Genomic DNA, 12,880 nt, shown 5'->3' on the forward strand with positions numbered 1-12,880 from the left:
CCTGCCAGCATACTTGGCAGGCCGTTTTTTCTTATTGCATCTGCTGCTATGCCTACCCGTCTCAACAAATACATCAGCGAAAGCGGCATTTGCTCGCGCCGCGAAGCCGACCGCTTTATTGAGCAGGGTGTGGTGTTCATCAACGGCAAGCGTGCCCACGTGGGCGACCAAGTAGAGCCCAACGACAAAGTGGTGGTGAACGGCAACCACATTGAGCCCCGCGCCGCGGAAGACGCCATTTACATTGCCTTCAACAAGCCGCCGGGCATTACCAGCACCACCGAGCGCAGCGTCAAGGACAACATCATCCGCTACATCAAGCACTCGGAGCGGATATTCCCCATCGGCCGCCTCGATAAGGACTCGCAGGGCCTGATTTTGCTGACCTCCAACGGCGACATCGTCAACAAAATTCTGCGGGCCGGCAACGAGCACGAGAAGGAGTACATCGTGATGGTGGACAAGCCCATTACGGAGCAGTTTTTAGAGGGCATGCGCAACGGTGTGCCCATGTTGGGCACCGTTACCAAGCAGTGTGAGGTGCGGAAGGAAACCGACTATATCTTCCGCATCGTTCTGGTGCAAGGCCTCAACCGCCAAATTCGCCGCATGTGCGAGTTCTTCGGCTACGAAGTGGTGCAGCTGGAGCGCTGGCGCGTGATGAACGTGACCCTGAAAGGCCTGGGCGTGGGCGACTGGCGCGAGCTGACCGACAAGGAGTTGGCCGGCATTTTCGCTGCCATCGAGCACTCCAGCGGTACCGCGCCTAGGCGCTACACGCGGGCCAAAACGCCGCAGCAGATTGCCAGCGAAGAGTGGTTGAGCGAAGCCCCGCGCAAGCCCGCGGCCCCCGTCACGCCCGGCAGGCCAGCGCGCAAGCCCGGTGCACTGCCCACCTACGGCAAAGACGCCCAGGCCAAGGGCCGCCACCGGCCCGGCAGCACCAAGCCCAAAGCCACCGGCGAAGGCGCCCGCAAAAACACGAAACCGGCGGCCGGCAGCAAATCGGCGGGGCGCAGCAGCAAGCCGCGGGGCCGCCACACGGGGCGCTAGGCAGGTCGGTTGAAATAAAAAAGAGCGGTGGTTCCGAACAAAAAATTAAACCACGGCAAGGAACCAGCCAAGCGACTTTGCCGCTTCGCTAGCCCGAAGTCATAGGTTATGGCTAGGTCGAGCATGTTGCGCTGGGAGCCAGAAATCGAGACATCTCGCCGGATACTATTGTCATCCTGAGGCGTCAGCCGAAGGACCTTATCGAAACTTCACCCCCCGGCCCCCTCTCCAAAAGAGAGGGAGTGTACCCTATCCCAGTCAGCACGCGAGATGTCTCGACGGGGCTCGACATGACGGGCTGCTTTGGGTTATTCTGTATCTGCGCGCAAGATGTCTCGAGGGGCTGGACATGACAGCGCCGTGTGCTGCTGGCTAGGCAAGGCCTCCGATGAGTTTTGGGCGCTGCTACTACGTTTACGGCTTACGCTTAAATCGTTAGTATGCACGGCTTAGCTGCGTCGCGCGGCTGGTCAATAGCTTTTACCTGAAAGCACCTAGGCGCTTAGCTTGAAAGTGCTCTGGCCTGAATAGGCCAGCCGATACAGCAAAACTGCTCTCAAAACCAGCTAGGCGTGTAACTTGCGGCCCGCCGCAGCTCCTTTAGCTGCGGCGGGCCGTTTGGTTTGCCGCTTACGGCCCCTCAGATTTGACCACAACCCCTTCCCACCGACTCTTATGCTCCGTACCGACTGGACGCTCGACGAAGTAAAAGCCATTTATTACCAACCCGTGCTCGAGCTGGTGGCCCAAGCCAGCGAAGTGCACCGCCAGCACCAAACCACCGGCGAGGTGCAAGTGTGCACCCTGCTGAGCGTGAAAACCGGCGGCTGCCCCGAAGACTGCGCTTACTGCCCGCAGGCTGCCCGCTACCACACCGGCGTGCAAGCCCACAAGCTGCTGCCCGATGCCGAAGTACTAGCCGCTGCCCAGCGGGCCAAGGAGTCGGGTTCGACGCGCTTTTGCATGGGCGCTGCCTGGCGCGAAGTGCGCGACAACCGCGACTTCGACCGCGTGCTGAACATGGTGTCGCAGGTAAACGACCTAGGCCTGGAGGTATGCGCCACCCTAGGTATGGTAAACGACTACCAAGCTGAAAAACTCAAGGAAGCCGGCCTGTACGCCTACAACCACAACCTCGATACGAGCGAAGAAAACTACTCCAACATCATCACCACCCGCACCTACGACGACCGCCTGAACACGCTCGAAAACGTGCGCAAGGCTGGCCTATCGGTGTGCTCGGGCGGCATCATCGGCCTCGGCGAAACCGACGAGGACCGCGTGAAGATGCTGCACACGCTGGCCACCCTGCCGGCCCACCCCGAGTCGGTGCCGGTGAATGCACTGGTGCCGGTGCAAGGCACCCCGCTGGCCGAGCAACCCCGCGTGAGCGTGTGGGAAATGCTGCGCATGATTGGCACGGCCCGCATTCTGATGCCCAACACGATGGTGCGCCTTTCGGCTGGCCGCCAGGAGATGCCCGTAACCGAGCAGGCTTTGTGCTTCTTGGCCGGTGCCAACTCCATCTTCTCGGGCGAGAAGCTGCTGACTACCCCCAACCCCGATTTCGACGCCGACAAGGAGATGTTCGCGCTGCTCGGCCTAAAGCCGCGCCAGTCGTTCAAGAACCACGTGCCCGAAGGCGCTACCGTGCTGGCCAAAACTGCCGCTGTAGAAGCTTAATTAATAAAGCCAAGAGCTAAGGCTAGTTCCCCTCCTCAGATGAATTCCGCGCCTCGAGCGGCGTGGGCTAGGGGTGGTTGAAAGGCTAGTGCTACGAGCTAAACCCATCCATCATCCTGAGGCGCTAGCCGAAGGACCTTATCACGAGATATAGTAAATACTACTTGACGTGACAAGGTCCTTCGGCTAACGCCTCAGGATAACAGTTTAAACAACGAAAGGTCAACCACCCCTAGCCCCTCCTCATCTGAGGAGGGGAACTAGCCTTAGCTTCTAGCTCTAGCATTTCTTCCTGCGTTTTCATGGCCTCTCCTCTCCTTTCGCGGCTTGCGCAGCAGCTGCAGCAGCGCGAGGCCGAAGGCACCCGCCGCCAACTAACCTTGCCCGCGCAAGGCCTAGTCGATTTTGCCTCCAACGACTACCTAGGGCTAGCCCGCTCGCCGCAGCTTACCGCGGCCTTGCAACAAGCTGCGGCCCAGGCTACCAGCATTGGCAGCACAGGTGCCCGCTTGCTCACGGGCAACTCGGCCGATGCCGAAGCACTGGAAGCAAAAATCGCCGCTTTTCACGGCACCGAGGCGGCCTTGCTGTTTAACTCGGGGTACACGGCCAACCTAGGCTTTTTCTCGGCCGTGCCGCGGCGCGGCGACGTAATTCTGTACGACGAAGCGTCGCACGCATCGGTTAAAGAAGGTATCCGCAGCTCCTTTGCTACGGCCTACAGCTTCCGGCACAACAACGTAGCCGGTTTGCGCCGCCGCCTACATCAGCAACCCGGCACGGGCGTGGTATTCGTAGCCGTGGAGGCCGTGTACTCGATGGGCGGCGATGCTGCCCCACTGACCGAGTTAGCTGCCGCATGTGCCGAATACGGCGCACAGTTGGTAGTTGACGAAGCACACAGCATGGGCGTGCACGGCGCCAACGGCGAAGGCTTGGTTACGGAGTTGGGGTTGGATGATCAAGTGCTGGCGCGGGTAGTTACGTTCGGCAAGGCCCTTGGTAGCCAAGGCGCTGCCGTAATCGGTTCGGCTGTACTGCGCGACTACCTACTGAACTTCAGCCGGCCTTTTATTTACACTACCTCGCTGCCTCCGCTTACGCTTGCCGGCCTTGCGGCTGCCTACGAGCAGCTACCGCACCTAGGCGCCGAGCGTCAGCAGTTGTTTGCTCTTTCCGCTTACCTGCGCCAACGCGTGGCCGCTGTGCCGGGTGTGCAAGTGCCGCCCGAAAGCCAAGTTATTCACCCCATCAGGCTGCCCAATGCCACGCCTGCGCAGGTACGCGCTGTTGCGCTTGCCGTGCAGCAGGCTGGCTTCGATGTGCGGGCCATTGTACCGCCCACGGTGCCAGCCGGCCAACAATGCCTGCGCGCCATTGTTCATGCCTACAATACCACTGCCGAAATAGATGCCTTCGCCGACGCCCTCCGCGCCGCTCTCGCCGCTGCCTAGCTCCATTGCTCCCCAACGCTTGTTTGTTACCGGAATTGGTACCGATGTAGGCAAAACGGTTGCCGCCGCCGTGCTGGTGCAAGCCCTCGGTGCCGATTACTGGAAGCCCGTACAAGCCGGTGGCCTCGACTTTACCGACTCGGATACCGTGCGCAGCCTCGTGAGCAATCCGGTTTCGCACTTCCACCCCGAGCGGCACCGCCTGCAAATGCCTGCCTCGCCGCACCGCGCTGCCGCCGCCGAAGGCCTTACTATTCGCCTCGAAGAGTTTGCCTTGCCCGCTACCACCAACCACTTGGTAGTTGAGGGTGCTGGCGGCCTGCTGGTGCCTTTGGCACCCGGCCTGCTAGTTGCCGATTTGGTGAAGCACCTAGGGCTTGAGGTGGTGGTGGTAAGCCGCCACTACCTAGGCAGCATCAACCACACGCTGCTTACGCTAGAGGTACTGCGCCAACGGGGCATCCCGCTGCGCGGCCTCGTGTTCAACGGCGACAGTCAGCTCGATGCCCCCTCCGAAGAGGCTATTCTGCACCACACGCCCGCGCCGGTACTCTTCCGCTTGCAGCAAGAGGCGCAGCTCGATGCCGCCACTGTGGCGCGCTACGCCGAGCAGGTGCAACTGTAGCGCGGACTTTGGCTACGCCAACCTTCGGTTACAGTCCGCGTCCACAGATAGTAAACTCAGTCGTTGCGTGTAGCGCCCTAGGTCGGAAGTTACTATCCGGGGACGCGGACTACAACCGAAGGTCGGCGTAGCCAAAGTCCGCGCTACACGCAGTCCCACCGGTTTGTGCGCCATCTTTGCGGTTCCATTACCTACTTTTCATGTCCCTAGCCCAACGCGACGCCGCTGTTCTCTGGCATCCGTACACCCAAATGCAAACCGCGCCCCTGCCCATTCCGGTGGTGCGCGGCGAAGGTGCTTGGCTGATTGCCGAAGACGGCACGCGCTACCTCGATGCCGTGGCCTCGTGGTGGGTAAACCTGCACGGCCACGCCCACCCGCATATTACCCAGCGCGTAAGCGCGCAATTGGCTACCCTCGAGCACGTCATTTTTGCGGGCTTCACGCACCCCGCTGCCGTGGAGCTGGCCGAAGGCCTGCTGCAGATATTGCCCAGCACGCAGAACCGCATTTTCTACTCCGACAACGGTGCTACGTCGGTGGAAGTGGCCATCAAAATGGCCTTGCAATACTTCCACAACCACGGCCAACCCCAGCGCCGCACCATCATAGCGTTCCGCGACTCCTACCACGGCGACACTTTCGGAGCCATGAGCGTGAGTGCGCGTTCGGCCTTTACGGCACCGTTTGCGCCGCTGCTGTTCAATGTGGAGTTTATCGACGTGCCCGTGCCCGGCCGCGAAGCCGAGGTAATGGCTCAAATGGCTTCCCTAGCTCAGCGCGACGACATAGCTGCGTTCATCTTCGAGCCCTTGGTGCTCGGCACGGCCGGCATGGTAATGTACGAGCCCGAAAGCCTCGACGCGCTGCTGAGCATTTGCCGCCGCCACGACATTTTCATCATTGCCGATGAGGTAATGACCGGCTTTGGCCGCACCGGCCGGCTGTTTGCCTCCGACTATTTGCGCGAGCAACCCGACATCATGTGCCTCTCGAAGGGCCTGACGGGCGGCACCATGGCCTTGGGTGTAACCAGCTGCTCGGCCGCTATTTACGAAGCCTTTCTGAGCAGCGACCGGACGAAAACCTTCTTCCACGGCCACTCCTACACGGCCAATCCCGTGGCTTGCGCCGCCGGCCTGGCCAGCCTGGATTTATTGCTGGCTCCCGAGTCGTTTGCTGACCGCCAGCGGATTGCTGCCGCCCACGCGCAATTTGCCCAGGAGCTGCACGGCTTGCCCGGTATTCGGGAAGTGCGGCAGCGCGGCACCATCCTGGCGGTGGAGTTTGCCCCCGACGAAACCACCTCGTACTTCAGCCGCCTGCGCGACGAGTTTTACGCCCTAGCCATTGCGCGCGGCGTGTTGCTGCGCCCGCTTGGCAACATCGTGTACGTGCTGCCGCCCTACTGCATCAGCAACGCCGAACTGCGCCTTGTGTACGACACCATGCTGGCCATGCGCGAGCTGGTGGTGCGCGCCGCCACCGCAACCGCGCCGGCCTCCCTTCCTGAGTTTCCGCATGACTGATTTCGCCCGGGCTGCCATCGTCATTCGGGGCCGCGGCAGCGTTTCGACCCTAGGTACCGCGGCGGGTGCTCCTCCCCCAGCAGCTTCGCCGTTTGCCACGCGCGCCCTAGGTGCCCAGCAAGTGCCCGTCGGCGGCCTGCCAGCGGCCGAAGAGCACCAGCTGCAAACCCTCCGCCGCCAGCACCCCGCCTACCGCCAACTCGACCGTACCGTGTTGCTTGGGCTACTAGCCGCTCGCGCCGCCCGCGCGCAAGCGGGTTGGCTTTCGGCTGATGAAGCGTCCGGCGAGGCACCGGCTCCTCAACTCACGGTAAGCATTGGCTCGTCGCGCGGTGCTACGGCGCGGTTCGAGGATTTCCACAGCAGCTACTTAGCCGAAGGCAACGTACCCGCAGCTGCTTCGCCTCTTACCACCTTGGGCAACGTAGCCAGCTGGGTAGCTTTTGACGCCGGCAGCCAAGGCGCAACCCTCAGCCACTCCAGCACTTGCAGCAGCGCGTTTCAGGCTTTGGGCAACGCCGTGGCGTGGTTGCGGGCGGGCATGGCGCAGCGGTTTTTGGCCGGCGGCACCGAGGCCCCGCTTACCGACTTCACGCTGGCCCAAATGCAGGCCCTAGGTATCTACTCGCACTTTGCGGCCGAGCAGTGGCCTTGCCGCCCGGGCGCCGGCGGCCCCAACACGTTTGTGCTGGGCGAAGGCGCCGCCGTGTTCGCGCTCGAACGCCTCACCCCCGAAGCCCTGCAGGCCGAACGCGCCCAGCACCCCACCGCGCCTTTTCTTTTGCTCGAAGGCGTTGGTTTTGGTTTCGAAGCCATACCCAGCAAAACCGGCCTTTCGCCCGATGGGCAGCACTTCCAGCGCGCCATGCGCGAGGCCCTGCAGCAAGCCCGCCGTCAACCTTCGGAGGTAGATGCCCTGGTGCTGCACAGCCCCGGCACCGCCGCCGGCGACGCGGCCGAGCGCCGGGCAGTGCAAGCCGTATTTGGCCAGCAATTGCCCGCTTGCACCTCCAACAAATGGCTCGTGGGCCATACCCTAGGTGCCTCGGCAGCGCTCAGCCTGAACTATGCCTGCGAGTTGCTGCTGGGTGCTACTCCGGCGGCGTTGCCCTTTGCATCCTGGCTCAACGAGCACCCCGTACGGCAGCCCTTGCGCCGCATTATGGTAAATGCAGCGGGCTTTGGCGGCAACGCAGCCAGCGCCATCGTAGCCCTGGCCTGAAACACCGCTGCGTCCTAGGTGCCTGCCAGCTTTTTTCGCCCGGGCACCTAGGGCGTGGCGGCGCAGGCGTAAGCCGCAGCCGCCGCAATCCTTGCAGATGTTGCTGACGCCTGGCTCGCCCTCTCCATCGGGACATGCGCATCGAGCATTTCTTCGGAGGCCGTGCTCCGGAGGGGCCCCGTGAGGCCCCAATCGTTGCTGACGACCGCGCCGGCTTGGCTCCTCCTCTCCACCGGAGAGGGGGCCGGGGGGGTGAGGCCATCGGGGGCCGGGGCATGAGGCCCCCGACTTTAACCGCACCCAGCGCGAAACTTTCCGACGGGCGCCGTAAGTTAGGCTCGCCAATTTCCCCAACGCCCCGCCATGAAATTTCCGCTGCTCGCATCTGCTGCATTCCTGTTCCCGTTAGCCCTTTTCGCGCAAGCGCCCACCGCTCCGCCCACCGACGCCGAAATCCAGAAGATGATAGCCGAAATTTCGGCCGACCGCCTCAAAGACGACGTGTATAAAATGGTGTCGTTTGGCACGCGCCACACCCTCTCCGATACCAAAAGCAAAAAGCGCGGTATCGGCGCCGCCCGGCGTTGGGTGGAAGAGGAGTTTCGGAAGTACAGCAAAGCCAGCGGCGGCCGCCTGAAGGTGGAGCAAGACACCTTTACGGTAAAGCCCGACGGCCGCCGCGTGGATGTGAAAACCGTAATGGCCAACGTAATGGCCACCTTGCCCGGCACCGACCCCAACGACAACCGCGTGTTCATCGTGAGCGGCCACCTCGACTCGCGCGTGACCGACGTGATGAACCGCACCGCCGATGCGCCCGGCGCCAACGACGACGCCTCGGGCGTAGCCGTGGTAATGGAAATGGCCCGCGTAATGGCCAGCCGCAAATTCCCGTGCACGCTCATTTTCGTGGCCGTGCAAGGCGAAGAGCAAAGCCTGATTGGCTCGGGCTACCTGGCCCGCAAAGCCAAGGCCAACAACTGGAACATCGTGGGCATGCTCAACAACGACATCGTGGGCAACTCGCACGGCCACGACCCCGACCTGCACCAGCCCAACCTCGTGCGCGTGTTTAGCGAAGGCGTACCCGCCAACGAAACGCCCGAGCAGGCCCAGCTGCGCCGCCAGCTTTCTGCCGAAAACGACTCACCCTCGCGCCAGTTGGCCCGCTACGCCAAGCAAACCGGCGAGCAGTACGTAGCCGGCCACACCGTAGCCCTGGAGTACCGCCCCGACCGCTTCCTGCGCGGCGGCGACCACACGCCCTTCAACCAGCAAGGCTACGCCGCGGTGCGCTTCTCCGAGATGAACGAGGACTTTACGCACCAGCACCAGGACCTGCGCACCGAAAACGGCCGCCAGTACGGCGACCTGCCCGAGTTTGTGGACTACGAATACCTGCGCAAGAACACTGGCGTAAACCTCGCCACCATGGCTAGCCTGGCCCTTGCCCCTGCCGCGCCGCAAAACGTAGGCGTGCTCACGGCCAACTTAACCAACCGTACCGAGCTGAAGTGGGACGCTCCCACTACCGGCCGCAAGCCCGCTGGTTACGTGGTGCTGATGCGCGAAACCTCGTCGCCGGTATGGCAGCAGCGGTTCCCCGTGCAAGGCACCACCGCCGACCTGCCTCACAGCAAGGATAACTTCATCTTCGGTGTGGCCTCAGTGGATGAGAGTGGCCATGAGAGCCTGCCGGTAATCCCGAAGCCGGTGCGGTAACCCACGCCCGTCATCCTGAGCAAAGCGAAGGACCTTACCACGCGAGATAGTAATTACTATCTAGGCGTGGTAAGGTCCTTCGCTTTACCGACGTTAGAGCAAACCTCAACGGGTTATTCGCAACCACGGAGGCCGCAACGCCTACACGCTGCTGATTCAATCAGATACCATAAGTCATTTCTACGACGATTTTGCCTTGCAAAAGTCGACGGATTGGGGCAAGGCGAAGTGGCGTAATGTTTACTACCGTTCCAATCATCGGAGTCCGGTTTATCGATTTCAATTGCGGCTGTCCGATGCCGCGGCCAAGAAATAGCAACAAAGGCAGCACCCGCACACGATACCACATAAAAGGGTGAATTGCGCGTGCCCAGTGCAGCGGGGCAACGGCTTTGCTGGTCAGTGCACCACAGCTCACCTATACTGCAACATGCCCAGCCTGTCCTACTACCTCACTGCCTCCGTCATCAAGCTTAAAGGCTTGAAGAAAACCTTTTCCGGCTCCTCCATCGACTATGCCAAGCTGCGCCGCGACGATGTGCACGTGCCCACGCCGCGCCATACGCTGGGGCAAGAGTTCCGGACGGTAAAGGCCGGGCTAGCTACGCTGACGGAAATACTGCCCGCCACCGTCAGTCAGCCGGACGTAGCTGTGCTGTACTGCCCGGGCGGCGCCTTTGTCTACGGCCCCACCGAAATCAACTGGCACAGCATTGCCCGGCTTGCGCAGCAAACCCAGCTGACGGCTTACTTGGTAGACTACCCCAAAGCGCCGGAAAATCAAATTAATACCCTCAACCGCAGCCTCGACGACGCATACGCCCACCTGCTCACGCGCTACGCCGCCCGCAACATTATTCTAATCGGTGATTCGGTGGGCGGCACGCTGCTAGCCCTGCTGGTGCAGCGGTTGCTGCGGCAAGGCGCCACTGAGCTACCCAACAGCCTCATTCTGGTGTCGCCGGTAGCCGATGCCAGCATGACTAACCCGGCCATTCCGGCGCTGGATCAGCAGGATATCATGCTTGGTACGGCGGGCGTGTTGTCGGCCAAGCGCATGTGTGCCGGTCCGTTGTCGCTGCGTAGCTCTGATATTTCGCCGCTATACGGCTCGTTCGAGGGCTTCGTGCCTACTTACTTATTCATTGCCGAGCGCGACATTATGCGCCCCGACGAAGAGTTGCTGGCTCAAAAACTGATGGCCGCAGAGGTACCGCTACGGGTGGTACGCGGCGCCGGTATGCCGCACATCTGGCCCTTGCTGCCCGTAATGCGTGAGGCCCGGCAGGCGCTGAATGAAATTGGGGAGATTATCAGAGAGCAAGCGCCACCAAGTTGTCGGCGGTAGCCTTGGGGTAACTGCCGATGGGAAGTCGTTGTTGCAAAAACAGGTCGGTGTCACAGTTGATAAAACAGGCATCTTGCAAATAAACTGCGCAACTTAAACTGCCGCAGCTGCCTTACCTTGCGCCCTATGACCCGTGCTGCCCTTGCCTTTGCTGCCGCGCTGCTTGCCTCCGGGCCCGCGCTGGCTCAAACCCTCCGCTCCCCCTCCAACAAGCTCGCGCTCAACTTCCGCTTGAGCCCCGAGGGCGAGCCGCTGTACCAGCTCAGCTTCGGGCAGAAGCAAGTGCTGAAACCCAGCCGCCTAGGTGTGTTGCTGCAAGGCCAGCCAGGGTTCGACAAAGGGCTGACGGTAATCAAAGTTGATTCGGCGCAGGCCGATGAAACCTGGGCGCCGGTGTGGGGCGAGGTGAAGCAAATTCGCAACCGCTACAAAGAGTTGCTGGTAACGCTGCAGCAACCGGGCACTGAAAAGCGGCAGATGCAGGTGCGTTTCCGGTTGTTTGACGACGGCCTGGGTTTTCGGTACGAGTGGCCGCAGCACCCCAACCTGCAGTACTTTGTGGTGCAGCAAGAGCGTACCGAGTTCAACCTGCCGGCCAACCACAAAGCCTTCTGGATACCCGGCGACTACGACTCGAACGAGTACGCCTACCAAACCACCCGACTGAGCGAGGTGAACACCCTGCCCATTACGCCCATTCAGCTAAAGGCAGCGCCAACCACGGTGCAAACACCCCTGATGCTGAAATCGGACGATGGGCTGTACGTGAACATCCACGAAGCGGCCTTGGTGAACTACCCCGCCATGATGCTGAATGTGGACACTAAGAACTACGCCCTAGGTGCGCAGCTGGTGCCCACGGCCACCGGGGCCGCGGCTTACCTGCAAGCGCCCGAGCACACGCCCTGGCGCACGGTGGTAGTAAGCAACAAAGCCACCGAGGTACTGGCCTCGAAGCTTATTCTGAACCTGAACGAGCCCACCAAGCTGCAGGATGTTAGCTGGATTAAGCCGCAGAAGTTTGTGGGGGTGTGGTGGGAGATGCACGTCAACAAAGCCTCCTGGAACTACTCCGACACCGGCAACCTAAAGCTGGCCTCCACGGATTGGAACGCGCTTAAGCCCAACGGACGCCACGGCGCCAACACCGCCAACGTAAAGCGCTACATCGATTTTGCGGCCAAGCACGGCATTGAGGGCGTGCTGGTAGAAGGCTGGAACGTGGGTTGGGAAGACTGGCACGGCAACTGGAAGGAAGAGGTGTTCGACTTTGTGACGCCGTACCCCGATTTCGACGTGCAGGAGCTGCAGCGCTACGCCGTGGGCAAGGGCGTAAAGCTGATTATGCACCACGAAACCTCGGGCTCGGTTACCAACTACGAGCGCCGCCAGGACGAAGCCTTGCGCTTTATGAAAGACCACGGCTACGATGCCGTGAAAACCGGCTACGTGGGCCGCATTATTCCGCGCGGGGAGCACCACGATGGCCAGTGGATGGTAAACCACTACAACCGCACCGCCGAGCACATGGCCAAGCGCCAGATTATGGTGGATATGCACGAATCGGTGCGCCCCACCGGCCTGCACCGCACCTACCCCAACTGGCTGGCCAGCGAGGCGGCACGCGGCAACGAGTTCAACGCCTGGAGCGAAGGCAACCCACCCGAGCACGAAACCATTTTGCCCTTTACGCGCCTGATGGGCGGCCCCATGGATTACACGCCCGGCGTATTCCAGATAAAGCTGGAAAGCTGGAACCCCGAGCGCAACAAAGGCCGGCAAGTGCACACCACCCTGGCCAAGCAGCTGGCCCTGTACGTTACCATGTACTCGCCGCTGCAAATGGTCGCCGACCTGCCCGAAGCCTACGAGCAGCGCCTCGATGCCTTTCAGTTTATCAAGGACGTACCCGTGGATTGGGACGACACCCGCGTGCTGCTGGCCGAACCCGGCGACTACCTCACCATCGCGCGCAAAGCCAAAGGCAAAGACGAGTGGTACCTAGGTGCCATTACCGACGAGCAGGCCCGCAACCAGCAAGTAAAGCTCGATTTCCTCTCGCCCAACACCACCTACGAAGCCACCATCTACGCCGACGGCAAAGGCGCCGATTGGGAGAAAAACCCCATGGTGTACCAAATCCGGAAACAGCGGGTAACCAGCAAATCGAACTTAAAGCTGCAGTTGGCTGCCGGTGGTGGTACAGCCATCAGCTTTAAGCCCGCGCAGCGCTAGGTCAGTTTC

At 61.5% G+C, this 12,880-nt stretch carries 9 protein-coding genes; all 9 read left to right on the forward strand.

Annotated features, from left to right (window positions below):
• Positions 1 to 48 precede the first annotated feature (48 nt).
• The 9 genes from rluF to D3Y59_RS07180 all read left to right on the forward strand — a co-directional run bounded on the left by rluF (position 49) and on the right by D3Y59_RS07180 (position 12,871).
• Positions 49 to 1,053, forward strand: coding sequence for a 23S rRNA pseudouridine(2604) synthase RluF (gene rluF, locus D3Y59_RS07140; protein WP_119444429.1), 1,005 nt, complete (start codon positions 49 to 51; stop codon positions 1,051 to 1,053).
• A 675-nt stretch (positions 1,054 to 1,728) separates the two neighbouring features.
• Positions 1,729 to 2,736 (forward strand): biotin synthase BioB, encoded by a 1,008-nt coding sequence (bioB, locus tag D3Y59_RS07145; RefSeq protein WP_119444430.1) that lies wholly within the window; start codon positions 1,729 to 1,731, stop codon positions 2,734 to 2,736.
• A gap of 302 nt (positions 2,737 to 3,038) precedes the next feature.
• Entirely contained in the window at positions 3,039 to 4,190 is a 1,152-nt protein-coding gene (locus tag D3Y59_RS07150; protein ID WP_119444431.1) for an aminotransferase class I/II-fold pyridoxal phosphate-dependent enzyme, read from the forward strand.
• A 19-nt stretch (positions 4,191 to 4,209) separates the two neighbouring features.
• A complete protein-coding gene (gene bioD, locus D3Y59_RS07155; protein ID WP_240410564.1) occupies positions 4,210 to 4,815 on the forward strand; it encodes a dethiobiotin synthase in 606 nt (201 codons plus the stop codon).
• 200 nt (positions 4,816 to 5,015) lie between these two features.
• Positions 5,016 to 6,344 carry an adenosylmethionine--8-amino-7-oxononanoate transaminase gene (gene bioA, locus D3Y59_RS07160; protein ID WP_119444433.1) on the forward strand — a complete coding sequence of 443 codons (1,329 nt, stop codon included), beginning with the start codon at positions 5,016 to 5,018 and terminating at the stop codon, positions 6,342 to 6,344.
• Positions 6,337 to 7,566, forward strand: a complete 1,230-nt coding sequence (locus D3Y59_RS07165; protein WP_119444434.1) for a beta-ketoacyl synthase N-terminal-like domain-containing protein — start codon at positions 6,337 to 6,339, stop codon at positions 7,564 to 7,566. Before bioA ends, D3Y59_RS07165 begins: the two co-directional genes overlap by 8 nt.
• A gap of 363 nt (positions 7,567 to 7,929) precedes the next feature.
• Positions 7,930 to 9,288, forward strand: a complete 1,359-nt coding sequence (locus tag D3Y59_RS07170; protein WP_205590878.1) for a M28 family peptidase — start codon at positions 7,930 to 7,932, stop codon at positions 9,286 to 9,288.
• A gap of 430 nt (positions 9,289 to 9,718) precedes the next feature.
• Positions 9,719 to 10,636 carry an alpha/beta hydrolase gene (locus D3Y59_RS07175; RefSeq protein WP_119444435.1) on the forward strand — a complete coding sequence of 306 codons (918 nt, stop codon included), beginning with the start codon at positions 9,719 to 9,721 and terminating at the stop codon, positions 10,634 to 10,636.
• A gap of 126 nt (positions 10,637 to 10,762) precedes the next feature.
• Positions 10,763 to 12,871 carry a glycoside hydrolase family 97 protein gene (locus tag D3Y59_RS07180; RefSeq protein WP_119444436.1) on the forward strand — a complete coding sequence of 703 codons (2,109 nt, stop codon included), beginning with the start codon at positions 10,763 to 10,765 and terminating at the stop codon, positions 12,869 to 12,871.
• The last annotated feature ends 9 nt before the right edge of the window (positions 12,872 to 12,880 follow it).

Origin of the sequence: Hymenobacter oligotrophus, assembly GCF_003574965.1 — a bacterium.
Taxonomy (GTDB): domain Bacteria; phylum Bacteroidota; class Bacteroidia; order Cytophagales; family Hymenobacteraceae; genus Solirubrum; species Solirubrum oligotrophum.